Annotated in this window: 21 protein-coding genes and 1 pseudogene; 11 read left to right on the top strand and 11 right to left on the bottom strand. The window is 70.7% G+C overall.

What is annotated here, in order from left to right:
- Positions 1 to 80: 80 nt before the first annotated feature.
- The 3 genes from ACFPIJ_RS04095 to ACFPIJ_RS04085 all read right to left on the bottom strand — a co-directional run bounded on the left by ACFPIJ_RS04095 (position 81) and on the right by ACFPIJ_RS04085 (position 3672).
- The gene (locus ACFPIJ_RS04095) at positions 81 to 803 is read right to left on the bottom strand and encodes an HNH endonuclease family protein (protein ID WP_380113306.1); all 723 of its coding nucleotides are present in this window, start codon (positions 801 to 803) and stop codon (positions 81 to 83) included.
- A 200-nt stretch (positions 804 to 1003) separates the two neighbouring features.
- Positions 1004 to 2710: a 2-isopropylmalate synthase gene (gene leuA, locus ACFPIJ_RS04090; protein ID WP_380113226.1), complete on the bottom strand. Its 1707-nt coding sequence runs from the start codon at positions 2708 to 2710 to the stop codon at positions 1004 to 1006.
- 158 nt (positions 2711 to 2868) lie between these two features.
- Positions 2869 to 3672, bottom strand: coding sequence for a hypothetical protein (locus ACFPIJ_RS04085; protein WP_380113225.1), 804 nt, complete (start codon positions 3670 to 3672; stop codon positions 2869 to 2871).
- A gap of 120 nt (positions 3673 to 3792) precedes the next feature.
- Between ACFPIJ_RS04085 and ACFPIJ_RS04080 the strand changes: the two genes are divergently transcribed.
- Positions 3793 to 5058, top strand: a complete 1266-nt coding sequence (locus ACFPIJ_RS04080) for an aspartate kinase (protein WP_380113224.1) — start codon at positions 3793 to 3795, stop codon at positions 5056 to 5058.
- A gap of 11 nt (positions 5059 to 5069) precedes the next feature.
- A complete protein-coding gene (locus ACFPIJ_RS04075) occupies positions 5070 to 6131 on the top strand; it encodes an aspartate-semialdehyde dehydrogenase (protein WP_380113223.1) in 1062 nt (353 codons plus the stop codon).
- 677 nt (positions 6132 to 6808) lie between these two features.
- Here ACFPIJ_RS04075 and ACFPIJ_RS04070 read toward each other — a convergent pair.
- Complete coding sequence (locus ACFPIJ_RS04070) at positions 6809 to 8452, bottom strand: DNA repair helicase XPB (protein WP_380113222.1); 1644 nt, start codon at positions 8450 to 8452, stop codon at positions 6809 to 6811.
- A 326-nt stretch (positions 8453 to 8778) separates the two neighbouring features.
- On the opposite strand from ACFPIJ_RS04070, the gene ACFPIJ_RS04065 reads away from it, so the two are divergent.
- A complete protein-coding gene (locus ACFPIJ_RS04065; RefSeq protein WP_380113221.1) occupies positions 8779 to 8943 on the top strand; it encodes a hypothetical protein in 165 nt (54 codons plus the stop codon).
- A gap of 43 nt (positions 8944 to 8986) precedes the next feature.
- Complete coding sequence (locus ACFPIJ_RS04060; protein ID WP_380113220.1) at positions 8987 to 9223, top strand: hypothetical protein; 237 nt, start codon at positions 8987 to 8989, stop codon at positions 9221 to 9223.
- A 233-nt stretch (positions 9224 to 9456) separates the two neighbouring features.
- On the opposite strand, the gene ACFPIJ_RS04055 is transcribed toward ACFPIJ_RS04060, so the two are convergent.
- Both ACFPIJ_RS04055 and ACFPIJ_RS04050 read right to left on the bottom strand, forming a co-directional pair.
- The gene (locus ACFPIJ_RS04055) at positions 9457 to 11826 is read right to left on the bottom strand and encodes a helicase-associated domain-containing protein (protein ID WP_380113219.1); all 2370 of its coding nucleotides are present in this window, start codon (positions 11824 to 11826) and stop codon (positions 9457 to 9459) included.
- Positions 11827 to 11902: 76 nt separating this feature from the next.
- On the bottom strand, positions 11903 to 13558 hold the full coding sequence (locus ACFPIJ_RS04050) for a glycosyl hydrolase family 18 protein (RefSeq protein ID WP_380113218.1): 1656 nt from the start codon (positions 13556 to 13558) through the stop codon (positions 11903 to 11905).
- Positions 13559 to 13672: 114 nt separating this feature from the next.
- On the opposite strand from ACFPIJ_RS04050, the gene ACFPIJ_RS04045 reads away from it, so the two are divergent.
- Positions 13673 to 14332, top strand: coding sequence for an HAD family hydrolase (locus ACFPIJ_RS04045; RefSeq protein ID WP_380113217.1), 660 nt, complete (start codon positions 13673 to 13675; stop codon positions 14330 to 14332).
- Positions 14333 to 14384: 52 nt separating this feature from the next.
- Entirely contained in the window at positions 14385 to 14783 is a 399-nt protein-coding gene (locus ACFPIJ_RS04040) for a cold-shock protein (protein WP_033364916.1), read from the top strand.
- A gap of 8 nt (positions 14784 to 14791) precedes the next feature.
- On the opposite strand, the gene ACFPIJ_RS04035 is transcribed toward ACFPIJ_RS04040, so the two are convergent.
- The 3 genes and pseudogenes from ACFPIJ_RS04035 to ACFPIJ_RS04025 all read right to left on the bottom strand — a co-directional run.
- Entirely contained in the window at positions 14792 to 15610 is an 819-nt protein-coding gene (locus ACFPIJ_RS04035) for a 1,4-dihydroxy-6-naphthoate synthase (protein WP_380113216.1), read from the bottom strand.
- A 200-nt stretch (positions 15611 to 15810) separates the two neighbouring features.
- Entirely contained in the window at positions 15811 to 16503 is a 693-nt protein-coding gene (locus ACFPIJ_RS04030; RefSeq protein ID WP_380113215.1) for a futalosine hydrolase, read from the bottom strand.
- 323 nt (positions 16504 to 16826) lie between these two features.
- Positions 16827 to 18419: pseudogene (locus ACFPIJ_RS04025) on the bottom strand (MFS transporter); the annotation flags it as partial.
- An 82-nt stretch (positions 18420 to 18501) separates the two neighbouring features.
- Here ACFPIJ_RS04025 and ACFPIJ_RS04020 point away from each other — a divergent pair.
- On the top strand, positions 18502 to 19335 hold the full coding sequence (locus tag ACFPIJ_RS04020) for a DUF3027 domain-containing protein (protein WP_380113214.1): 834 nt from the start codon (positions 18502 to 18504) through the stop codon (positions 19333 to 19335).
- Between the two features lie 43 nt (positions 19336 to 19378).
- Positions 19379 to 20014, top strand: coding sequence for a helix-turn-helix domain-containing protein (locus ACFPIJ_RS04015; RefSeq protein ID WP_380113213.1), 636 nt, complete (start codon positions 19379 to 19381; stop codon positions 20012 to 20014).
- Here the strand turns inward: ACFPIJ_RS04015 and ACFPIJ_RS04010 are convergent.
- Together ACFPIJ_RS04010 and ACFPIJ_RS04005 are read right to left on the bottom strand one after the other, a co-directional pair.
- Positions 20004 to 20396 (bottom strand): VOC family protein, encoded by a 393-nt coding sequence (locus ACFPIJ_RS04010; RefSeq protein ID WP_380113212.1) that lies wholly within the window; start codon positions 20394 to 20396, stop codon positions 20004 to 20006. The two genes, ACFPIJ_RS04015 and ACFPIJ_RS04010, sit on opposite strands and share 11 nt — an antisense overlap.
- Before the next feature lie 10 nt (positions 20397 to 20406).
- Complete coding sequence (locus ACFPIJ_RS04005; protein ID WP_380113305.1) at positions 20407 to 20640, bottom strand: DUF2530 domain-containing protein; 234 nt, start codon at positions 20638 to 20640, stop codon at positions 20407 to 20409.
- Positions 20641 to 20746: 106 nt separating this feature from the next.
- Here ACFPIJ_RS04005 and ACFPIJ_RS04000 point away from each other — a divergent pair, with 106 nt between their 5' ends.
- From ACFPIJ_RS04000 to ACFPIJ_RS03990, 3 genes are read left to right on the top strand one after another with little or no spacing between them, the layout of a single operon-like run.
- On the top strand, positions 20747 to 21190 hold the full coding sequence (locus tag ACFPIJ_RS04000) for a MarR family winged helix-turn-helix transcriptional regulator (RefSeq protein ID WP_380113303.1): 444 nt from the start codon (positions 20747 to 20749) through the stop codon (positions 21188 to 21190).
- The gene (locus tag ACFPIJ_RS03995) at positions 21187 to 22512 is read left to right on the top strand and encodes an MFS transporter (protein ID WP_380113211.1); all 1326 of its coding nucleotides are present in this window, start codon (positions 21187 to 21189) and stop codon (positions 22510 to 22512) included. Before ACFPIJ_RS04000 ends, ACFPIJ_RS03995 begins: the two co-directional genes overlap by 4 nt.
- 34 nt (positions 22513 to 22546) lie before the next feature.
- Positions 22547 to 23323, top strand: coding sequence for a maleylpyruvate isomerase family mycothiol-dependent enzyme (locus ACFPIJ_RS03990; RefSeq protein WP_380113210.1), 777 nt, complete (start codon positions 22547 to 22549; stop codon positions 23321 to 23323).
- Positions 23324 to 23956 lie beyond the last annotated feature (633 nt).

Genomic DNA, 23956 nt, shown 5'->3' with positions numbered 1-23956 from the left:
AGTAGCCGGAGCCGCTGCCGGCCCCGGTGCTGCGTCTGCCATCTCGGCCGCCCTTCATCACAAACGAGAGAAAAACCTGGCTACTTGCAGGTCGCGAGCATGTCCGTCAGGGCCGACTTCTCAGCGATGGTGACGGTCAGCTTGTAAAAACTCTTCACCGTTACCCAGTTTTGCGCATACGTGCACCAGTAGGCCTTGTTCGGCGGCTTCCACGTCGACGGGTCCTGGTCACCCTTGGACCGGTTCGACTGGAGGCTGACGGCGAAGAGCTGCGGGCGCGTCAGGTCGTTGGCGAACTGCTTGCGCTGCTCATCGGTCCACTTGCTGGCACCCGAGCGCCAGCCGGCCGCGAGCGGGACCATGTGGTCGATGTCGAGGGCCTTCGGGTCGGTGAGGTTCTTGTCGTCGTACGGGCTGTACCAGGTGCCGGAGAGGATCTTGCACTCGGCGTCGGCCTTGACGTCCTTGCCGTCACGCTTGAGCACGACGTCGCGGGTGTCGCAGCCGTCGCCCTGGCCGATCCAGTGGGTGAACTTCTCGCGGCTGTAGCCGGCCATCGACCCGCTCGCCGCGACGGTGAGCTGCTCGAGGGCCGCGGTGGCAGCGGCCGGGTTGCCGGCGGCCGGCTTGCTCGCGCCGGTGGTGGCACCACCGCCGCCAGCCGTGGACGTCGAACTGGGCGCGGACGCGCCCGGTGTGGAGGAGACCTCGCAGCTGCCGGCGCCGGTGAGCACCGTGGCGAGCGCGAGGGCGAGGATGACGGCTTTGCCGTTGGAGGGGCGCACGCCACCACTGTGCGGCATCGGCGCACGCGGCGCGCGCAGCGCCACGGTGCGATTCCCGACACGACCCGGGAGAGAACCCCAGGAAGACGGGACCGCAGTCCCTGTCGGCCGGGACGCCGGGACCGGCAGGATCTGACGCATGCGAACGAAAATCTGGGCAGGACCCACATAACAGCGAGTGGGCCGGCCCAACAGGACCGGCCCACTCGAAACGACGATCAGTTACGGTTTGCGGCGCTCAGCACCGCGCGCAACGATGCGGTCACAATGTTGGCGTCGATGCCGACGCCCCAGAAGGTCTGGCCGTCGACGGAGCACTCGACATAGGCCGCGGCCTGCGCACTCTCGCCCGCGGTGAGGGCGTGCTCGGCGTAGTCCAGGACCCGCACGTCGACGCCGAAGTCGCCCAGCGCGTGGACGAAGGCGTCGATCGGGCCGTTACCGGTCGCGGAGACCGAGCGGACGGCACCGTCGACCGCGACGTCGGCGGTCAGCGTGACCTTGCCGTCGACGGTCGAGGCCTCATACCCCTGCAGCGCGAACCGGCGGTCCGAGAAGTACTCGCCGGAGAAGAAGTCCCACATCGCCTGCGGGCTGACCTCGCCGCCCTCGTCGTCGGTGTGCCGCTGCACGACGCCGGAGAACTCGATCTGCAGGCGGCGCGGCAGGTCGAGGTGGTGCTCGGACTTCATCACGTAGGCGACGCCGCCCTTGCCGGACTGCGAGTTGACCCGGATGACCGCCTCGTAGGAGCGGCCGACGTCCTTGGGGTCGATCGGCAGGTAGGGCACGCCCCACGTGTAGCGGTCGATGTCGACGCCGGCGGCGTCGGCGTCGCGCTGCAACGCGTCGAGGCCCTTCTTGATCGCGTCCTGGTGCGAGCCGGAGAACGCCGTGTAGACCAGGTCGCCGGCGTACGGGTGCCGCTCGTGCACGGGCAGCTGGTTGCAGTACTCGACGGTGCGCTTGATCTCGTCGATGTTGGAGAAGTCGACCTGCGGGTCCACGCCCTGGGAGAACAGGTTCAGGCCCAGCGTGACCAGGTCGACGTTGCCGGTGCGCTCACCGTTGCCGAACAGGCAGCCCTCGACCCGGTCGGCGCCGGCCATCAGGCCCAGCTCGGCGGCGGCGACGGCGGTGCCGCGGTCGTTGTGCGGGTGCAGCGACAGCACGACGGACTCACGCCGGGGCAGGTTGCGCGACATCCACTCGATGGAGTCGGCGTACACGTTGGGGGTCGCCATCTCCACCGTGGCCGGCAGGTTGACGATCAGCGGTCGGTCGGGCGTCGGCTGCAGCACCTCGATGACCGCGCTGCAGACCTCCAGCGCGTAGTCCAGCTCGGTTCCGGTGTACGACTCCGGCGAGTACTCGTAGTAGATCTCCGTGTCGGGGGTGATCGCCTCGGCGTACTTCTGGCACAGCCGCGCGGCGCTCGTCGCGATGTCGGTGATCCCGGCCCGGTCCAGGCCGAACACGACCCGCCGCTGCAGCGTGGAGGTCGAGTTGTAGAAGTGCACGATGGCGCGCTTCGCGCCGCGCAGCGACTCGAACGTGCGCTCGATCAGGGTGTCGCGGCACTGGGTCAGGACCTGGATGGTGACGTCGTCCGGGATCAGGTCCTGCTCGATCAGGGTCCGCACGAAGTCGAAGTCGGTCTGCGACGCGGACGGGAAACCTACCTCGATCTCCTTGTAGCCCATGCGGACCAGCAGCCCGAACATGCGGCGCTTGCGCTCCACGGACATCGGGTCGATCAGTGCCTGGTTGCCGTCGCGCAGGTCGACGGCGCACCAGCGGGGCGCAACGGTGATCTCACGGGAGGGCCACTGGCGGTCGGTCAGCGGGACCGGGAACTGTTCACTGAAGGGCCGGTAGCGCTCAACGGGCATCCGGCTGGCAGTCTGATTGGCGATCTCGGACATGGCTCAATGCTCCTGAAAAGGTGGTCTGGACCAGAAAGGGTCGACCGGCAGGAGCGCAGACGCGACTCAACCCCGCGACGAGGTGCCGGCCTGTCGGGCCTCGTCGCGGCGACGAAGAAGGAGAACCGTCTGCCACATGTCGAGCGAGAGCTTACCACTCACCGGGAGCGCGAGATCGACGGAGCAACCGATGGTGACGAAGACGACGGCTTCGGTGGTGGCGGCGCGGACGTCCCCAGCGGCGCCGTGGTGACCACCGGTCCGGGCAGCGAGATCGTCTCGGGCGCCGCCACCGGCTCCCCGGTCAGCGTCAGCTGGCCCATCGGGATCTTCGCGGCGGCGAGGATGCCGCGGTCGTTGTAGCAGAACACACCGGCGTCGATCGGCGGCTGGACCGAGGTCACGCCCGGCTCGACCGCGAAGCACGGCGCCGACGTGCCCGCCAGGGGGTCCGCCGGAGCCACTGCCAGCGGCACCTGGCGGTCCAGGAGCACGTCGAGCCAGGCGGTGAAGACGTACTGCAGCCGCGGGTCGATCGAGACCGGCAGCTTCTTGTTGCTGGCGGCGACCCTGACGCAGCCGCTCGCGGGGTTGATCGAGCACTGGTAGACGCCCTCGGGCCGGTTGGCGATCGCGACGTCGGCGGTGCCGCCCAGCGCGCCACCCTGGATGTCGACCCGCCACGTGCGGTCGGTGGCGACGGTGACCAGCACCGACCGGGGCGCCTTGCCCTGCACGACGAGGGTGTACGCGGCGATGTACCGCTGGTCCTTGGCCACCGCGACCCGGGCGGCGAGCATGCCGCGCGGGTCGGGCTGGGCGGGAACGCCGGTCGCCGGGACCGACGGCGGGTCCACCGGCGTGCCTCCGCTGCAGGCGGCCAGCAGCAGCCCGGCGATCACGGAAAACGCCGTGCCGGTGGTCACAGTGACCGCGGTTACCCCGACCCGACGTGAGCGCACGTGCGTATTCTCGCCCGTCGGACGGCCGGATCGTGGGAACGCCACTCCCGAGGGATACCTGCCGCCGGTACGCTCGGCTGCGTCAACATCGCCCGTACGGGTGGAAAGGAGCTCGACGGCGTGGCGCTGATCGTGCAGAAGTACGGCGGGTCTTCCGTCGCCAACGCCGAGCGCATCAAGCGTGTCGCCGAGCGGATCGTCGACACGCGGAAGGCCGGCAACGAGGTCGTCGTGGTCGTCTCGGCCATGGGTGACACCACCGATGAGCTCCTCGACCTCGCGTCGCAGGTCAGCCCGGTCCCGGCCGGCCGCGAGCTGGACATGTTGCTGACCGCCGGCGAGCGCATCTCCATGGCGCTGCTCGCGATGGCCATCAACAATCTCGGGTACGAGGCAAGGTCGTACACCGGCAGCCAGGCAGGCGTCATCACCACCTCGACGCACGGCCGGGCCCGGATCATCGACGTGACGCCCGGACGTCTGCGCGGCGCGCTGGACGAGGGTGCGATCGCGATCGTCGCCGGCTTCCAGGGGGTGTCGCAGGACACCAAGGACATCACCACCCTCGGCCGGGGCGGCTCGGACACCACAGCGGTTGCGCTGGCCGCCGCGCTGCACTCCGACGTGTGCGAGATCTACACCGACGTCGACGGGATCTTCACCGCTGACCCGCGGGTCGCGAAGAACGCCCGGCACATCAAGCAGATCACCTACGAGGAGATGCTCGAGCTGGCCGCCTGCGGCGCGAAGGTGCTGCACCTGCGCAGCGTCGAGTATGCGCGGCGGTTCAACCTGCCGATTCACGTCCGCTCGTCGTACTCAACCGCCAACGGCACCATGGTCACCGGATCGATAGAGGACCTTTCTGTGGAGCAAGCACTCATCACCGGCGTCGCGCACGACCGCAGCGAAGCGAAGATCACCATCGTCGGCGTGCCCGACCAGCCCGGTGTCGCGGCGCGGATCTTCCAGACGGTCGCCGCCGCGGAGACCAACATCGACATGATCGTGCAGAACGTGTCGACGGAGGGCACCGGCCGCACGGACATCTCGTTCACGCTGCCGAAGACCGACGGCGCGACCGCCAAGGCGGCCCTCGAGCGGGCCAAGGCAACCGTCGACTTCCGCGACATCCTCTTCGACGATCACATCGGCAAGGTCTCGCTCATCGGCGCCGGCATGCGCTCCAACCCGGGCGTCGCGGCCAAGCTCTTCGCCGCCCTCGCGGAGGCCGGGGTCAACATCGAGATGATCTCCACCTCGGAGATCCGGGTGTCCGTCGTGTGCCGCGACACCGACCTTGACGTGGCCGTCCGCGCCATTCACGACGCCTTCGAGCTCGGCGGTACCGAGGAAGCCGTGGTTTATGCGGGGACCGGACGGTAGGTTCGCTCGTTATGGGCGCGTTACCAACGCTGGCCGTCGTCGGTGCAACCGGCGCCGTCGGCACAGTCATGTGTGAGCTGCTCTCCTCCCGCAAGAACATGTGGGGGGAGATCCGCCTCGTCGCCTCGAAACGCTCCGCCGGCCGCACCCTGGTCGTGCGGGGCGACGAGGTGGTCGTGCAGGAGCTCGCCGCCGACGTGTTCGACGGCGTCGACGTCGCGATGTTCGACGTCCCCGACGAGGTGTCCGCGGAGTGGGCCCCGATCGCGGTGTCCCGCGGCGCGATCGCCGTCGACAACTCCGGCGCCTTCCGGATGGACCCCGACGTGCCGCTGGTCGTACCGGAGATCAACCCGGAACAGTCGCGCAACCGGCCCAAGGGCATCATCGCCAACGCCAACTGCACCACGTTGACGATGATCGTGGCGCTCGCCCCGCTGCACCGCGAGTACGGGCTCAAGGAGCTGGTCCTCGCCTCCTACCAGGCCGTCTCCGGCGCGGGCAAGGACGGCGTCGACACGCTGCTCAGCCAGCTCCAACGGGTCAGCGGCGACCCGAGCCTCGGCTCCCGCTCCGGCAACGTGCGCCAGGCCGTCGGCGACGACCTCGGCCCGTTCCCCGCGCCCCTCGCCCTCAACGTGGTCCCGTGGGCGGGCTCCCTGCGCGACGGGGGCTGGTCGTCGGAGGAGCTCAAGATGCGCAACGAGTCGCGCAAGATCCTCGGCCTGCCCGACCTGAAGGTGTCCGCGACCTGCGTACGGGTCCCGGTCGTCACCGGCCACTCGGTCGCCGTGCACGCCGTCTTCGGCGTCGAGGTCGACGCCGAAGGCGCCCGCGAGGTGCTGCGCCACGCGCCGGGCGTGATCCTGGTCGACGACCCCGCCGCCGGCGAGTTCCCGATGCCGATCGACGCGGTGGGCACCGACCCGTCGTGGGTCGGCCGCATCCGGCGCTCCATCGACGACCCGCGCGCCCTGGACCTGTTCGTCACGGGCGACAATCTGCGCAAGGGCGCGGCCCTCAACACCGCGCAGATCGCCGAGCTGCTCTCCAAGGAGCTCCAGGCGTCCTGACAGCCCCGCTGACAACGGGCGCTTTGCCGTGGTCGCCGCCGCAACGAGGTTTGCCGTGGTTACCGTGCAACGGGCACTTAGCTGTGGTCGCCGCAAGACGGGGCCTTGCCGTGGTCACCGTGCAACGGGGCTTTGCCGTGGTCACCGTGCAACGGGGCTTTGCCGTGGTCACCACGGCGACCCGCAGTTGGCATTGATCATGATGCGGTCAGGTCAGGGCAGGTCAGGTCAGGGCAGGGCCAGACCGGACCAGGGCCGGACCAGGGCAGGGCCAGGCAGGGCAGGACCGGCCAGGCAGGGCCAGGCAGGGCAGGACCGGCCAGGCAGGACCGGATCGGATCGGGCAGGACCTGGGCCGGACCGGATCGGACCGGATCGGATCGGACCGGATCGGACCGGGCAGGATCGGACCGGATCGAGCAGGACCGGACCGAGCAGGACCGGGGCCGGGTTGGGTCGGCGCCGTGCCGTCGCTGGGTTTGACCAGCTCGCCGGCCTGCGCGGGCAGCCGCCCACGCCGTCGGGGGCAGAGTCCTGCCCAGCTCGGCGTCTGCAGGCGGCGCCCAGCTCAGCGTCTGCTGCCCCGCCCGCTGTTCCGCGTGGACGGGGCGGCCGGGTCGGTGGGGTGCTTGGGTTCGATGGAGTGCTTGGGTCGGAGCGGCGGTCAGGTCTCGGCGTTACGGGGCCAGCACGTCGTCGGCGTCCGTGATCGTGTACGCGTAGCCCTGCTCGGCCAGGAAGCGTTGCCGATGGGCGGCATACTCGGTGTCGATCGTGTCGCGGGCGACGACCGTGTAGAAGTGGGCCTGGCGCTTGTCGGCCTTCGGGCGCAGGACGCGGCCGAGACGCTGGGCCTCCTCCTGGCGGGAGCCGAAACTGCCCGACACCTGAATCGCCACGGCGGCCTCAGGCAGGTCGATCGAGAAGTTGCCGACGCGGGAGATGACGAGGGTCTTGAGCTCGCCGGTGCGGAACGCGTCGAACAGGCGCTCGCGCTCCTTGTTGGTGGTCGCTCCCTGCACGATCGGCGCGTCCAGGAACTCGCCCAGCTGGTGCAGCTGGTCGATGTAGCCGCCGATGACCAGGATCTGGTCGTCCTTGTGCCGCTCGACCAGAGCACGCACCACGGGCAGCTTCGTGCGGGCCGTCGCCGCGACCCGGTAACGCTCCTCGGGCTCGGCGACCGCATACGCCATGCGCTCCGTGTCGGTCAGCGTGACGCGGACCTCCACACACTCGGCGGGTGCGATCCAGCCCTGTGCCTCGATGTCCTTCCACGGCGCGTCGTAGCGCTTCGGGCCGATCAGGGAGAACACGTCGCCCTCCCGGCCGTCCTCGCGGACGAGCGTCGCGGTCAGGCCGAGCCGACGCCGGGCCTGCAGGTCGGCGGTGAACCGGAAGATCGGGGCGGGCAGCAGGTGGACCTCGTCATAGACGATGAGACCCCAGTCGCGGGCGCCGAACAGGTCCAGGTGCGGGAACACGCCACCGCGCCGGGTCGTCAGCACCTGATACGTGGCGATCGTGACCGGCCGGATCTCCTTGCGCTCGCCGGAGTATTCGCCGATCTCCTCCTCGGTCAGGCTGGTCCGGGCGATCAGCTCGCGCTTCCACTGCCGACCGGCGACCGTGTTGGTGACCAGAATCAGGGTCGTCGCCTTGGCCTCGGCCATCGCCGCCGCGCCGACGAGCGTCTTGCCGGCACCGCAGGGCAGGACGACGACGCCGGAGCCGCCGGCCCAGAAGGAGTCGACCGCCTCGCGCTGATAGGAGCGCAGGACCCAGCCGTCCTCGGCGAGATCGATCTGGTGCGCCTCGCCGTCGACATAGCCCGCGAGGTCCTCCGCCGGCCAGCCCAGCTTGAGCAGGGCCTGCTTGAGCCGTCCGCGCTCGGACGCGTGCACGACGAGCGTGTCAGCGTCGACGTTGGCGCCGAGCATGCCCGCGAGCTTCTTGCTCTTCGCGACCTCGACCAGCACCGCCCGGTCCAGTCCGCGCAGGACCAGCCCGTGCACAGGGTCGTTGAGCAGCTGGAGCCGCCCATAGCGGTCCATCGTCTCGGCGATGTCGACGAGCAGCGCGTGCGGCACCGGATAACGGGAGAACCGCAGCAGCGCATCGACGACCCCCTCGGCGTCGTGTCCGGCGGCGCGCGCATTCCACAGGCCGAGCGGCGTCAAGCGGTAGGTGTGCACGTGCTCCGGCGAGCGTTCGAGCTCGGCGAACGGCGCGATCGCCATCCTGCACGCCAGTGCGTCGGGATGGTCGACCTCAAGCAGCAGGGTCTTGTCGGACTGGACGATCAGTGGACCTTCGGGCACCGGACCAGTGTCGCACGCACCTGTGACAGTTCCCGAAATGTGGGAGGTTCGGAAACCGTGCAACCTGTGAGGGGGTTCGTTGCGTCACTGCTAGTGACTGCCTTGCGATGGATGCGATCTGATTCGCCTCCATCGCTTGTTGTGTCGCTGTTGTGCCAGCACGGCGGTGGTGGAGGCCGGACGCGCGCGTTCGGATCGGAAGATGGCGGTGTGGTCGCGGGGGCCGGCTACCGCCTGACCGATCGGCGTATCGGGGGCGGGCGCGTCGTCCGCTCCACCTCCGTAGACTGGTCCACGTGGGTCGGCGGTTTGGCGACAGAGCGGCCTTGACGTTCGGCGGGTTCGCCGCAGTGGCGGTGGCCGTCGGCTGGTTCCTGCTGTCGTCCCAAGTGGCACACACCGATGTGCAGACCGCCGTGAGCGAGTCGCTCGGTGCGATCCTCGTGCTCATGCTGATCGTTTCCGTGATCGGATCCATCCGTCGAGGCTGATCGACACCGTGACAGCGGGCGATGAATCGGTACGCTGTGGAGGATGACCGACCTGGAAGGTGCCTCGGCATCAACCATGGACGATGAGGCTGCCGCCGGCTTCTCGCCCCTGGCGATGGTCGGCGTCGGTGCAGTCAGCGCCCTCGGTCTGGCCTGGTTCCTGGTGTCGTGGCTCGTGCTCGGCAGCCCGCTCACCGACGCGATCGGCGAGACGGTCGGCAGCCTCGCCGCGATCCTGCTGATCGTCTCGATCATCGGCGCCGCTCGCGCAGGCGACTGACCCGGCCCCCGCCGCCAAGCACCACGGTCGCGGCCGGGACGGTCGCGTCGTGGCCGGAGGCGGACGGACCGCGGATGCGGGCCGGCCGGCAGGCCGCGGGGTTTGTCGCGGCCGGCAGGTCGCGTCCGCCGCGACTGTCCGCGGAGGTGGCAGGGAAGGCCGCCAAGGCCTGACCGGTGGCTGACGGGAGCAGCGGACCGCGCCCACGACGGACCGGAGCAATGAAGGTCCGCCTATCCGGACGCGTCCTCCGGCGCGGCGGCCGTGATGCGGTGCAGTGCGAACGTGTGCAGCATCTCGGTCCGCTCGTCCTCGGCGCGCAGGTAGCCGCCGCCCATGGACACGGGCCTGACCAGGCGGGACGCGGTCGCGCCGTGGGAGTCGACGTAGCCGACCCAGACGCGCGTCTTGTCCCGCAGCGCCTGCTGGAGCACCTCCAGGGCCTCGGTGTGGGAGGCCGTGGACGTGCCGTTGGCGCGGACGGTGACCGGGGCGCGGCGGGCGACACGGGCGGCGGCGTCGCCCCGGCGGATCTGCTCGATGACGCCGGCGAGCCGTGGGGTGGACAGCCGGGCTGCCGCGGCGGGGTCCTCGATGCCGCGATGTGCCCAGCTGGGGCGGGGTGGGCCGCGGCGGGCCTTCGGGCGGGTCAGGACGGCGGCGCCGGTCGCGTCTTCCTGAACGGGTGGGTATCCGGCCTCGCGGAGCGCCTCCAGGAGCCGCGCGGGAGTGTGGCGGCTGGCGAGGACCGTCGGGGCGAGGCGGCGCAAGGTCAGCGACTGGAGGCGGCGGTCGGCGAGGACCTCGGCGATCAGGGTCTCGTCGTCGCTGCGCACGTAGGAGTTGGCCGAGCCGATGCGCATGCCGCCGTGGCGGCGGGCCATGTCGTCGATGAGATACGTGAGCGTCTGTGGCACGGGTGTGCGGGACCGGCGGGCCAGGAGGGCGTGCAGGTCGGAGGCGGTGTAGCCGGCGTCGAGGCTGCGGCGGACCGACTCGGCGGTGATGCGGTGGACGCTGGCGGACTCCTGCACGCCGAGGAGCTCGAGCTCGCCGGCGAGGGTCGGCTCGGGCGGGCCGGGGACGATGACGGACAGGTCCGCCTGCAGCAGGACGTGGTCGACCGGGGCGGGCAGGAGCGTGTCGAGCAGGGCCGCGGAGCCGGTGAGGGCGGCGCCGTCGGGGGCGTTGAGGCCGAGCGGGTCGTCGGTGTCGACACTGCCGGAGACGACCTCGTCCAGGAGCAGCCGGCCGAAGCCGGTGAGCCCGTCGAAGCCGGTCAGGCCGAGCAGCGCGGCCTCGGCGAGATTGGCCTCGACGACTGCGGCAGCGGCGCGGGAGACCCGGCGCGGCGTGCGCCACGACAGCAGGTCGACGACGTCGGACGGGGCGATGGTGGCGCCGGGCGGCAGCTCGGACAGGACCTGCAACGCGGCCCGGCGCTGCGCTGGAGCGCCGGGGCGGGACAGCTCGGGGGCGAGCGCGTTGATCGGGCGGTCACGATCGTCGCGCTGGCCGATGAGCGACGGTGCGCGGGTCATCGTCAGCCAGGTCACGGCGACGCGGTGCCAGCGGGCCGCGATGCCGAAGGCCCGCCACACGTCATAGGCGACCGTCGGCAGGAAGACGCTCTCGACCCGCTTGTTGTCGATGATCTCCTCGCCGAGCAGGCCCGCGGCGGCGGCGATCTCGACCAGGAGGGCGGCGGCCGGCTCGTCGACGCCGGTGAGTTTGGCGAAGCGGCGCAGCTCGCGCACGCCCATGCCGCCGGAGCGCAGCACGGTCGGCGGGTCGGCGTTGATCGCCTCGATCAGGGTCTCCAGGTTGCGCACCAGCTCCAGGACCTGGCCGGCGCCGGCACGGTCGAGCTGCGCGGCGTCGCGGGTCGGGGTCTGCACCTGCGGCGGGTCGGGGTGCAGCTGGCCGAGGGGGCCGGCGTCGCGGCGCAGGACGAGGGAGACCTCGACGGGCAGCTCCACCGCGTCGCGGCTGACGGCGACCAGCAGGTGCTGCTCGACCAGCCAGCGGACGGGCGAGTCAGGGTCGGAGCGCAGGCTGGCAGGGGTGACGGTGCCCACGGGCGGGCCGGCCGCGAGCCGGTCGAGCACGGCCCGGGCCGCCGGCGGCGCGGCGAGCAGCGTCCGGCGCAGCCTGGCGGCGTCGGCGACCAGGGCGCCGGCGAGCGGGTCGAGCTCGGCGGCGGGCCGGCCGAGCCCGGCGGGATAGGGGGAGCAGACCTCGTCCACGGCGCCGACGACGCGGAGGGCGCCGTCGTGTCCGAAGGCGATGCCGTGCTGCACGAGCAGGTCGATCGCGGCCCGGACCCTGGCCGCCTCGACCCCGGAAGCGGCGGTGAGGGTCAGCACGGACTCGGTGGACGTGGTGTGGCCGATGCGCGTGTAGCGCAGTGCGTCGAGGATTTCGAGGGTGAACGTGTCGAGGCCGTCCAACGCCCGGGCCACCGCCACGCGGGACTGCGCTCGATGGGCGAGGGCGGAGAAATCCGAGGGCGGCGGGATGACCAGATCCGGGCGCAGCCGGATGAGCGCCATCAGCCCGTCGTCGGGCAGGGCGCGGAAATGGTCTGCGAGCGAGGTAGTCATCTCACCTCATACGCTAACCGGCCCGTATGACAAAAGAGGGCGGGGCCGACGGCCCCGCCCTCTTTCGAAAGGGTTGTTACTTCAGACCGTTGCTCACCGCGGTGATCAGTTCACCGTTGGTGGTGTCACCGGAGAGCTCCCAGAAGAACGCGCCGCCGAGGCTCTGCGTCTTCGCGTAGCTCATCTTGCCGGTGATGGTGGCCGGCGTGTCGTAGCTCCACCAGTTGCTGCCGCACTTGGCGTATGCGGTGCCGCCGATGGTGCCGGTGGACGGGCAGGTGTTCTTGAGGACCTTGTAGTCCTCGTTGCCCGCCTCGTACGTGCCGGGCGCCGCACCGGTGGCGCTACCGCCCGGGGTGGCCTGGGTCACGCCGGTCCAGCCACGGCCGTAGAAGCCGATGCCGAGCAGCAGCTTGCTGGACGGGACGCCCTTGGCCTTGAGCTTGGTGATCGCGGCCTCGGCGCAGAAGCCGGCCTGCGGGATGCCCGCGTAGCAGTTCAGCGGCGAGTGCGGAGCGGTCGGGCCGGCCGCGTTGAACGAACCGAAGTAGTCGTACGTCATCGGCATCAGCCAGTCGAGGTTGCCCACGGCGCCGGCGTAGTCCGTCGCGTCGATCTTGCCACCGTTGCTGCCGTCGGCCGTGATGGCCGCCGTGACCAGCTTGCTCGAGCCGAACTTGGTGCGCAGCGCGGCGATCAGGTTCTTGAACGCGTTCGGGCCGCTGGTGTCGCACTGCAGGCCACAGGCGTTCGGGTACTCCCAGTCGATGTCGATGCCGTCGAAGACACCGGCCCAGCGGGGGTCGTTGATCAGGTTGTAGCAGGAGTTCGCGAAGGCGGTCGGGTTCGCGGCGGCCTGCGTGAAGCCGGCCGACCAGGTCCAACCACCGAACGACCAGATGACCTTGAGGCCCGGGTGCATCGCCTTGAGCTTCTTCAGCTGGTTGAAGCTGCCCCGCAGCGGCTGGTCCCAGGTGTCGGCGACGCCGTCGACCGAGTCGGCAGCGGTGTACGCCTTCTCGTAGTCGGCGTAGCTGTCACCGACCGCGCACTGACCGTTGGCCGGGTTGCCGAACGCGTAGAGGATGTGCGTCAGCTTCGCGGCCGACCCACTCGTCTCGATGTTCTTCACGTGGTAGTTGCGGCCGTAGACGCCCCACTCGGCGAAGTAACCGACGACCTTCTTGGAGCCGGTGGCCGGCGGCGTGCTCTGCGTCGGCGACGGGCTCGTCGGCGGCTGCGAGGTCGGCGGCTGTGAAGTCGGCGGCTGCGACGTGGGCGGGTTGGAGGTCGGGGGGTTCGACGTGGGCGGGTTGGTGGTGGGGGTACCGCCACTGCACGTCACGCCATTGATCTTGCAGTTGATCGGCGGCTTCGCGCCGCTGCCGTTCATGCCCCAGCTGAAGCTGGCGCCGGCGGCGAGCGTCGGAGCCCACGACTTGTTCGTCGCCACGTAGTGCTGACCGGTGCGCACGACGTCGGCGTCCCAGAAGCTGGTGATCTGACCGCCCGCGGGCAGGTCGAACTCAAGCGTCCACCCGTTGATGGTGCTCGAGGTGCCGTTGGTGATCTTGTAGTTGGCGCCCCAGCCGCTGCCCCAGTCCTGGTCGACCGTGAACGTTGCGCTGAGGTTGCCGGCGGCGTTGGCGGTAGTGGTGACGATGGGGACCACGGCCCCGGCCACTGCCAGCGCGGCGGCGACGATGAGGCCGTTGCGGACGGATCGTTTCATCGCGTCTCCTGGATGATCCTTTAGGAAACTTTCCTAAAAGTGTTGGTGACGCTAGTGGCCAGAGTCTCACCCCGTCAATACATAACCGGCGAGTATTTCGATGGCATACCTATCGTGACCTGGGCATCCTTAAAGGTGTCTCAACAACCGGTTGTCATTGGCTTTGACCTTGACATGACGCTCCTCGACACCAGGCCAGGGATCGCGGCCGCGTACCGGGCGCTCACGGCGCGTACTGGCGTGCACGTCGACGCCGACCTCGCCGTGTCGCGCCTCGGCCCGCCCCTGCGCACGGAGTTGTCCGAGTGGTTCCCGCCCGAGTCCGTCGAGGAGGCCGTGCGGATGTATCGCCTCTTGTACGAAGAACATGCGATAACGCCCGCGGTGCCGCTTCCCGGAGCCCTGGTGGCGCTGGCGGCGGTCCGTGCGGCCGGCGGACGGATCGTGGTGATCACATCGAAGCTCGGCAGGCTCGCATCACTGCATCTCGCACATCTGGACATTCCGGTCGATGAGGTGCATGGCGATGTGTTCGCCGCCGAGAAGGCGTCGGTACTGCGTTCCATCGGCGCCACTGCGTATGTCGGCGACCACGTCGCTGACATGCAGGCCGGTGTGCTGGCCGGCGTGCCCGTCCTCGGCGTCACGACCGGACCGTGCTCCGCCGCTGACCTGCAGGCCGCCGGGGCTTCCTTGGTGGGTCCCGATCTGCACGCGTTCCCGGCGTTTCTCCGGGGCGTGATCTCGGTTGGCCGTCCGGGAAGCGATGACTAGCCTTGGGGTGTTGTGGGTGGGACGGGTCAAAGACACTGGGGAGCAGGACAGCGTGCCGACGGGTCGAGTGAAGTGGTACGACCAGGAGAAGGGTTTCGGGTTCCTCACCAGCGACGACGGTGGAGACGTCTTCGTGCACAAGGCGGCGCTGCCGGCCGGCGCGGGTGAGTTGAAGACCGGCCAACGGGTCGAGTTCGGGGTGGTCGAGAGCCGCAAGGGCAGCCAGGCGATGCACGTCAAGCTCCTGGACGCGCCGCCCTCGGTGACCGAGGCGCGCGCCGTCGCCAGCCGTCGCCAGCCGGACGAGCTGCACGGCCTGATCGAGGACATGATCAGGGTCCTCGAGGCGAAGATCCAGCCCGACCTGCAGCGGGGTCGCTTCCCCGACCGCAAGACCGCTAAGACCGTCGCCGAGGCGGTCCACCTGGTGGCCCGCGAGCTGGAGGTCTGACCGCCTGGCTAGGCGCCGACGAGGGGTGTGGCTGGGACCAGCCCCTCGGCGGCCGCCCTGGTCAGCAGGGCATCGACCGCGGCGTGACCGTCCGGGCCGAGTGACGAGGTGAACTCGTTGACATACAGCCCGATGTGCTGGTCGACGACCGACTGCTCCATCTCCTGGGCGTGGGCCAGGACGTAGTCACGGCTCCGGGCCGGATCGGCCCACGCCTGCCGCACCGACTCCTTGATCCATGCGGTTGCCTGCTCGGGGTCGACCCGGTCGCGGTGCGCGATGATCGCACCGAGCGGGATCGGCAGGCCCGTGTCGCCCTCCCACCACTCCCCGAGATCCGCGAGCGCGTGCAACCCGTGCCGCTGGAACGTGAACCGCGCCTCGTGGATCACCAGCCCGGCGTCGAACTGCCCCTTGGCCACCGCCGGCATGATCTCGGCGAACGGCACGATCTCCACCCGCTTCGGCGGCGCCCCTGCCGACCACAGGCGCATCAGCAGATACGCCGTGGTGCGGTCGCCCGGCACCGCCACCGTCCGGCCTTCGAGGCTGGTGATCGCCTGGTCCTTCACCAGGACCAGCGGCCCGCAGCCCCGGCCGAGCGCCCCGCCGCAGGGCAGCAGCGTGTACTGATCGAGCAGCCACGGCAGCGCCGCATAGCTCACCTTGACCAGATCGAACTCGCCCCGCTCGGCAGCGGTGTTGGTGACGTCGACATCCGCATAGGTCACGTCGAACGCCGGCGCGCCGGGCACCAGCCCGTGTGCCAGCGCGTGGAAGACGAAGGTGTCGTTGGGGCACGGCGAGAATGCCAGGGAGAGCGTCACAACCTCGAATCTAACGCCGTCGCGGAACTCTGCACGACGAGTCGCGAAACGCCCGGTGTGACCCTTACAACGCATTCGACACCTGTGGATGCGGGACTTGCCGGTTCCACGTTCTGGGGTGGTCTTCTTAATGATCGAAGTCGCCGGCCGGCCGTCCGCACAGCCCGGATGGACCCGGCGGATGTTGGTGGACCCGGCACTCAGCGGCCGGCCAGGGTGGCGAAGGCCTCGCGGAGGGTTTCGAGGGCCTGCGGGATGCGCCAGGCGGCCCGGTCCCGGGGCCCGACGGCGTTGGAGACGGTGCGGATCTCGCCGAACGCGGTGCCCGGCCAGAGCCGGGCGGCGGTGGCGACACCGAAGCCCTCCATGCCCTCGGCGACCGCGTCCGGGTGGCGCTTCTGGACGGCTTCCTTGGTCTCGGCGGTGCCGGTGACGGTGGAGACGGTGAGGACGGGGCCGCCGACGGCTTCGGGAAGGGCCAGGCGCAGGGTGCGCAGCAGTGCTGGGTCGGCGTCGTGGCGGGCGGTGCCGAAGCCCAGGTCGTCGACGCTTTCGAAGCCGTCCGGGCCGGCGGCGCCGAGGTCGGCGGCGATGCTCTCGGTGGCGACGACGAGGCCGCCGATCTCGACCCGCCCGGCGAAGCCGCCCGCGATGCCGGCGGACAGCACCACCCCGAACGGGCGGCCGTCGTTGACCGCGGTCGTGGTGAACTGCGCGGTCACGGCGGCTGCGGCGGCCGGGCCGACGCCCGCGGCGACGACCACGACGGGCGCGCCGGTCTCGAGGTCGTCGGATTGCGGGTCGGCGATGCCGAGGCCGGCGAGCACGGTGGCCCGCTCGATCTCGACCGCGGTGACGATCAGTGCGCGGTCATATCCCAGGAACGGTCTCATCGGTCGTCATCCTCCAGGCGTCTGGTCGAGTCCATGCCAGAGGGGCGATACAGCGTGTATCCAGGCGGCGCGAGGGGGGCCGTCTCGGTGTCCACGTCGACGGCCGGCATCTGCCGGGTCGCGTCCACCGGCTGCTGCCGAGCGCCGGCCTGGCCTCCGCCGCGCGGGCCGCCTCCGCCGCCCACTGGCGATCCGGAGCCGGTCGGGGCGGTCGCGGGAGCGGCGGAGGGGCGCCGGCGCCAGCCGAAGCGGCGCCGCGAACGGTCGTCCTCACCGCCTTGCGCGGCGGCGGCAGTGGTCGGAGCCTCCTCGCCGGAGCGGGCCTGGAACGGCATCCGCCGGGTCGCACTGGCGGCCGCCCCTGAAGCCGCTCCGGCGGCCCCTGACGTTGCGCCGGCGGCCGGGCCTGAGGTCCCGCCGGCGGCCGAGCCCGTGGTCGCGCCGGCCGGTCGCGGCACGGTCGTCGCGTCAGCCCCACGCCGCCCGTCCGAGCCGCCCGCCGATCCGCTGGGCTGGGTGGCCGCGACCGGGTCGGTTGGCTGCTCGTCATGCTCGAGCGGGGCGCCGCGCAGGCGCTCCTTGCGCAGGGAGATCGCCGACCAGATCGCGCGGACCGCCGCGAACGCCATGAACGTGGCGGCCACGATCAGGCCCCAGTCGGCGCCGAACGGGATGAGGCCGACGGCACCGCCGAGGACCCAGGCGACCATGAGCAGGGTCTCGGAGTGGGCGAACGCGCTGGCCCGGACCTGCTCGTCCGCACGTTCCTGGATCGAGGCGTCGACGGCCAGTTTGGCGAGACCGCTGGCGATCGCGGTGACCAGGCACAGCAGCGCCACCGCGCCCAGGGAGTCCCGGTCGGCGGCGATGAGGGCCACGAACGCGACCACGGTGATGCCGACCGCCTGCAGCAGGGCCGGCCGGTGGATGCGCAGGCGGGTGCCGATGGCGGTGGCCAGGAACGAGCCGACGCCGAGCGCGGCGGCCACGACCACGACCGCCACCTGCTCCGACAGCCGCCACGGGCCGAGGCCGACCGGGAGCACCTTCTCCTTGATCGCGAACGCGAGGAACAGGGTCAGGAACCCATACAGCGCGCGCAGGGTCGCGCTGCCGATCAGGGCGCCGACGACGAGCCGGCCGGAGAGGATCTTCGCGCCGCGGTGGCTGGGGCGCTGCAGGACGCGAGGGACCTGCTCGGGCGGGTCCGAGTCGGCGCGGGGCGGCAGCCGCAGCGAGGTGACCATGCCCCAGAAGAAGACGATGACCGACAGCCGTAGCGGCCACTGCGGGCCGAACTGGGCCGCGGCCAGGCCGATCGGCAGCACGATGGCGCCGGCGAACGTGCCGAACACGGAGGCACGGGCCCCGGCCTCGGACAGGCCGAGCCCCTTGGGCAGCACGCGGGGCACGGCGGCACTGCGGGCCACGCCATAGGCACGGGAGAGCACCAGCATGCCGAACGCGGCCGGATAGAGCGCCCACCCGGTGAGGTGCTCGGAGATCAGGACCGCCAGGAACGCCCGGCCGAGCATCGTGACGGCGAGCGCATATCGGCGGCCGTGCCGGAAGCGGTCGAGAACCGGTCCCACGATCGGGGCCAGCAGCGCGAACGGCAGCATCGTCACGATCAGATACAGCGCCACCCGGTCGCGGGCTTCGCCCGCCTCCACCGAGAAGAAGATGGTGCCGGCGAGGCCGAGCGCGACGAGGGTGTCGCCGGCGCAGGACGCCGCGTGCAGGTCGAGCAGGCGGAGCATGCCGGTCTCGCCGCCGGCGCCGCGCTCGCGGACACGTAGCAGGTTGCGACCCACGAAGCGGCCGGCCCGGGCACCGCCGACGGTGGCGACCCGTGCTGCCCGCACGGTGGTCACCACGGTCTGCGCAACGCCTCGTATCACCGACATGCCCCCCATCCTGAACCATGGGTGCGACAGTTTCCGGCCACGCCGGGGCCGCCGTGCTCATCGGGCGTGGCGATGAGGAACAATGGAGGGCGTGACAGCCTCGACTGCCCCGACCCGCTCCAGCGGCCGCGCGGGCAAGCCCGACCAGGTCTGCGCGGACGCCGTGGAGATCGCCCGCCTCGGGCTGGACGTCGTCGACCCGGACCATATCGGTGAGCACCTCGGCGTGGTCGCCGAAGGTGAGCGGCTCGTCACCCACTTCTTCGCCTGTGGCCTGCCTGGATACCGGGGCTGGCGCTGGGCGGTGAGTGTGACCAGGATCCCGCGCAGCAAGCAGGTGACGATCTGCGAGTCGACGCTGCTGCCGGGCCCCGACGCGCTGCGCGCGCCCGAGTGGGTGCCGTGGCAGGAGCGGCTGCAGCCCGGTGACCTGGGCGTCGGCGACCTGCTGCCGACGCCGGCCGACGATGTGCGGCTCGCGCCGGGTTACGTGCAGTCCGATGACCCCGCGGTCGAGGAGACCAGCTGGGAGCTCGGTCTCGGGCGGGTCCGGGTGCTGTCCCGCGAGGGCCGGCTCGATGCCGCCCAGCGGTGGTATGACGGCGACCGCGGTCCCAACGCGCCGATCTCCGTCGCCGCGCCGTCGGCGGCCCGGTGCGGTTCGTGCGGGTTCTACCTGCAGCTCGCCGGTTCGATGCGGCAGTCGTTCGGGGTGTGCGGCAATGAGTACGCGCCCGACGACGCCCAGGTCGTGAGCGTCGACCACGGCTGCGGCGCGCACTCCGAGGTGCTGGTCGAGCAGGTCCAGGCGGTCGACGAGCTGCCGACCGTGTTCGACGACAGCGAGGTCGAGTCGGTGTCGGTCAGCCGGGCCCACGGCTCGGTCGACGAGGCCGAGCCCGCCGAACCCTATGGCCACGGCTGAGTTCGGCTATCGGGAGCGACCGTCGCGCATACCCGGCGCGACGGTGTGGCAACGCGGAGCGGGCGGGAGTGAGCTGGTCCGCGTCCTGCCCGACGGCTGCATGGACGTGATCCACTATGCCGGCCAGCTGCTCGTCGCCGGCCCTGACACCACCGCGAAGCTGGGCGTGAGTGAAGGCGCGCGGACGTACACGGCGATCCGATTCGCCCCCGGCACGGCGCCCGGCCTGCTGGGTGTGTCCGCCGACGAACTGCGTGACCAGCGGGTGCCGCTGTCGGCGCTGTGGCCGTCGGCGCGCGTCCGGCGCCTCACCGAGCTGCTCGACGAGGCCGCCGATCCGGCCCGGCAGCTCGAGGCGGCATTCGCCAGGAACGACAAACCGGACGAGCCCTGGGTCGGGGCGGTGGTTGATCGGCTCAGGGCACACCGTCCGGTGTCGGAGATCGCGGTCGACGTCGGCCTGAGCGAACGGCAGCTGCACCGCCGAGGCCTGCAACTGTTCGGGTACGGCCTCAAAACGCTCTCCCGGATTCTGCGCGTGAACGCGGCACTGGACCTGGCCCGGGGCGGCATGCCGTTCGGCCTGGTGGCGGTCAGCAGCGGCTACGCCGACCAGGCGCACCTCTCCCGCGAGGTGAAGGCGCTGGCCGGCGCACCCCTGCGCGAGGTCATCCGATAGTGCAGTAGAGGTCGACGCCGTTGCCGTCGGGGTCGTGCAGGACGGCGTACCGCATGCCCCAGAACGCGTCCCAGGGTGCCAGGTGACCCTCGTACCCTGCGGAAACCATCGCGTCGTAGACCTTGTCGACCTCGGCGGGTGTGTCGCACTCGAAACCGATGGCGGACCGGCCGGCGCCGGCCCCGGGCGACCATTCCGGGTCGAACGAACGGATCGTCTCCTCGGTGTCCCAGCAGATTCTCATGCCGCCAGGCAGCGCGTGTTCGGCATGCGGCGCGGCGTCCTGATCGGCCGGGATGTCCAGGCCGAGCAGGCGGTAGAACGCGAGGGTTCTGGGCATGTCGGCCACCACGAGGCCGACGTAGTTGAGTTTGGGAGCCATGCCTCGAAGGCTAGGCGCCGCCGCTCTCCCCGGTCTTGAACGAATCGGACGCCGCGCGCCGCCGCTTCCGGTTGCGATCGTGCACAACCATGGTCAAACCGCCTGGAATGCCCCACAGCACGCCGGCGACGGCGATGCCGAACCAGTTGCCGTGCCCGGCGTCGGCCAACTCGTCGCGAAACGGCAGCATCACGAGCACCGCGATGATCCACAGCCCGAGCCCGGCGAGGGCGAACGGCACCATCGGCGGGTCGAGCGGCTTCGGCTGGCTGGTCACGCCGCACACGGTACTCCCCGTGATCACCGACACAGGTCGTTAGCCAAGCTTATTAGATAAGCTAACGATCGTGATGATGGTCCGTGCCCCGAAGATCACTGCAGCGCAGCTCGCGGCGGCGCTGCGGGACAGCATCACCAGACTCAACCGCCGCCTGCGTCAGGCCAGGCCGATCGGCGACCTGACGATCACCCAGCTGTCGGCATTGACAAGCCTCGAGCTCAACGGCGCGCTGACCCCTCGCGAGCTGGCCGACGCCGAGCGGGTCCAGCCGCCGACCCTCACCAAGATCGTGGCGAAGCTCGAGGAGCGCGGCCTGGTCCAGCGCACCCCGCATCCGACCGACGGCCGGCAGGTCATCCTCGCCGCCACCGAGTTGGGCCGCGCCGTCATCCTCGAGCACCGCCGCGCCCGCGACGAGTGGCTGGCCAAGCAGCTCGCCGCGCTCACCCCGGAGGAGCGCGAGACGCTCGGAAAGGCGGCCGAGATCCTCGGCCGGATAGGCCGCAACGCATGACCGTCTTCGGTTCGCTGAAGGTCCGTAACTACCGGCTGTTCACGACCGGGCAACTGGTCAAGCTCCTCGGCACGTGGATGATGGTCGTCGCGCAGGACTGGCTCGTCCTGCAGCTGTCCGACAACTCGCCCACCGCACTGGGCGTCGTGACGGCCCTGCAGTTCACGCCTGTGCTGCTGCTCACGTTGTACGGAGGTCAGCTCGCCGACCGGTTCGACAAGCGCCGCCTGCTCCTCATCGCCAACTCTGCGTCCGCCGTGGTCGCGGGACTGCTCGGCGCGCTGGTCCTCACCGGGGTCGTGAACCTCTGGTGGGTCTTTGTGACCGCGGCCCTCTTCGGCGTGATCAGCGCGATCGAGACCCCGGTGCGGCAGGCGTTCGTCTCCGAACTGGTCAGCCGGGAGCTGCTGCCCAACGCGCTGTCGCTGTCCTCCGCCACGTTCAACACCGCGCGGGTCGTCGGCCCCGCGATCGCCGGGCTGGTCATCGCGCTGTTGCACGACCGCACCGGCCCGATCTTCATGATCACGGCGGCCTTGTGTCTCGCCCCGCTGGTGGGGCTGACCCGCATGCGCACCGAGGAGCTGTTCCGGGTCGAGGGGCCGCCGGTTGCGGCGAGCGATGCCCGTACCATCGACGGACTGCGCTATGTCAAGCGCCGACCCGATCTCAGTCTCGCCATCCTCCTGGTCCTGGTGGTCGGGCTGTTCGGCTTCAACTTCCAGCTCACGCTCGCCGTCCTGGCGAAGGTCGAGTTCAACGCCTCCGCCCAGTATTTCGGCCTGCTCACCACCGCGCTCGCCGTCGGTGCGCTGGCCGGCGCCCTGGCCAGCTCGCGCCGCCGCGCGCGACCCACGGCCTACGCGGTGCTCGCCGCCGCCGTGCTGTTCGGAGGGTTCGAGACGCTCGTCGGGTTCGCGCCCACGTTCCTCACGGCGGTGCTGCTCCTCCTGCCCACCGGCTTCTTCATGATCTACTTCGCGCAGGCGGCGAACCAGCGCGTCCAGCTCGGCACCGATCCCGAGTTCCGTGGACGGGTCATGGCGCTGTACGTCCTGGTCTTCCTCGGCAGTACCCCCCTGGGCTCGCTGATCATCGGCTGGTGCGCGGAGCGGTACGGGCCACGGTCCGGCATCTGGATCGGCGGCCTCGTGTCCGTCCTGGCCACCTTCGTGGTGGCCGCCATGCAGCTGCGCAAGGTCGGCGGGAAGGTGAGCGTGCACCTGCGCCCCAGCCCCCACCTCCACGTGTTCGAGCCGGCCCGGAAGGACACCCCGGCGTTCGAGTTGCGCGTGCCCCGGGTGCGGCCCGCTGTTCGCTGATTTTTTGTCGTACCCATGTGATTAGGTCGCGGGCATGGAGCGATCGCGATTGCTGGAATGTCTTGCCGCCGACTACGCGCGGCTGCGGGAGGTCGCCGCGTCGGACCTGACCGCCGCGGTGCCGAGCTGCCCCGGCTGGACCGTTGCGGACCTGGTCAGGCACGTTGCCGAGGTCTACCTGCACAAGGTCGCGTGCATGCGGCTCAACGCATTCCCCGATCCCTGGCCACCAGCCGGCCTGCAGTCCGAGGAGCCGATCGAGCTGCTCGACCGCGCCTACGCCGAGCTCGCGGCCGAGTTCGCCGCCCACGACGCCACCGACCCGTCGCGCACCTGGCACGAGCCCGACCAGACGGTCGGCTTCTGGATCCGGCGGATGGCGCAGGAGACCGTGATCCACCGCCTCGACGCCGAGCTGGCGCTCGACGCGCCGGTCGCCGCCATCCCCGACGACCTGGCCGTCGACGGGATCGACGAGGTGCTGAAGCTGTTCGTGGGGTATGGCTCACACGCGTGGCTGGAGGACTTCCAGCCCGTCCTGGCCGGCGCGGCCGGCCGCACGGTGATCGTCGGGGTCAACGACGGGCCTGGCTGGCTGATCCGCACCGAGAAGACCGGCGCCGACGTCAGCGACGCCAACCCGGCGACCGCCGCCTCGACCCCCTTGGACGCCACCGTCAGCGGCGACGCGGCCGGGGTGCTGCGGTGGCTGTGGGCGCGGGAGTCCCCTGGCGGGTCCGACGTGCAGGCCGAAGGCGACGAGGCCACCCTGACCGAGCTGCGCAACTTACTGGTCGCCTCGACGCAGTAGCGGTGTGCACCGCGACCGGCGTGGGCTGAGGTCGGCTGACCGACGGGGGCGGCCGATTCAGGGGGGCGGTCGTGGTGTCTTTCGGCAACGGACGACGAGGGCGGGGTGGCGACATACGGCAGGACTGATGACGGTGCGCAATGCAGGGCACGGCTGGCGGCGGGACCGGGGCGCGTGATCGACGACGCGCCCCGGGCGGCCAGGGTCGACCACGGTTGCTCGGTAGTGACGGTGCCGGGGCGGTGGGCCTGGCGACTGGGCTGGAGTGTTGGCCTGGCTGCAGAGGACGGTTCCGGGTGGTCAGGCCAGCCACGGGTGCTCAGCAAGGGCTGAAGACGGGTCAGTGGCAGTGCTGACCATGGGTGCTCAGGGTTGACGATGGACGGGGTAGCAGCGGCTGACGGCAAGACCGGACGGCAGGGCCGACAGTGGTGCCTGGCGACAGAGTGGGCAGCAGTTGGCGGTGGTGGCTGGCGGGCTGACAGCCGGGCGATGCGGGAGTGGGCGATCCGGTGGCGACGAGGGGTGCCACCGGCTCGACCCGGGTTCAGCGGTCCGCGGGGTTCAGCGATCTGCGGTGCTCTAACGGCCCGTGGGCTTCAGCGATCTGCGGGGCTTCAGCGATCTGCGGGG

This window comes from Dactylosporangium cerinum, assembly GCF_042653625.1.
Lineage (GTDB): Bacteria > Actinomycetota > Actinomycetes > Mycobacteriales > Micromonosporaceae > Dactylosporangium > Dactylosporangium cerinum.
Note: the sequence above shows the minus strand (reverse complement) of the source record. Positions and strands in the feature narration are given on the sequence as shown.

Excerpts from the sequence above, each read along its gene's own strand:
- ACFPIJ_RS04095 (WP_380113306.1), bottom strand. The coding sequence starts at position 803 with ATGCCGCACAGTGGTGGCGTGCGCCCCTCCAACGGCAAAGCCGTCATC.
- leuA (WP_380113226.1), bottom strand. The coding sequence starts at position 2,710 with ATGTCCGAGATCGCCAATCAGACTGCCAGCCGGATGCCCGTTGAGCGC.
- ACFPIJ_RS04075 (WP_380113223.1), top strand. The coding sequence starts at position 5,070 with ATGGGCGCGTTACCAACGCTGGCCGTCGTCGGTGCAACCGGCGCCGTC.
- ACFPIJ_RS04060 (WP_380113220.1), top strand. The coding sequence starts at position 8,987 with ATGACCGACCTGGAAGGTGCCTCGGCATCAACCATGGACGATGAGGCT.
- ACFPIJ_RS04055 (WP_380113219.1), bottom strand. The coding sequence starts at position 11,826 with ATGACTACCTCGCTCGCAGACCATTTCCGCGCCCTGCCCGACGACGGG.
- ACFPIJ_RS04050 (WP_380113218.1), bottom strand. The coding sequence starts at position 13,558 with ATGAAACGATCCGTCCGCAACGGCCTCATCGTCGCCGCCGCGCTGGCA.
- ACFPIJ_RS04030 (WP_380113215.1), bottom strand. The coding sequence starts at position 16,503 with ATGAGACCGTTCCTGGGATATGACCGCGCACTGATCGTCACCGCGGTC.
- ACFPIJ_RS04010 (WP_380113212.1), bottom strand. The coding sequence starts at position 20,396 with ATGGCTCCCAAACTCAACTACGTCGGCCTCGTGGTGGCCGACATGCCC.
- ACFPIJ_RS04005 (WP_380113305.1), bottom strand. The coding sequence starts at position 20,640 with ATGGTGCCGTTCGCCCTCGCCGGGCTCGGGCTGTGGATCATCGCGGTG.
- ACFPIJ_RS04000 (WP_380113303.1), top strand. The coding sequence starts at position 20,747 with ATGATGGTCCGTGCCCCGAAGATCACTGCAGCGCAGCTCGCGGCGGCG.
- ACFPIJ_RS03995 (WP_380113211.1), top strand. The coding sequence starts at position 21,187 with ATGACCGTCTTCGGTTCGCTGAAGGTCCGTAACTACCGGCTGTTCACG.
- ACFPIJ_RS03990 (WP_380113210.1), top strand. The coding sequence starts at position 22,547 with ATGGAGCGATCGCGATTGCTGGAATGTCTTGCCGCCGACTACGCGCGG.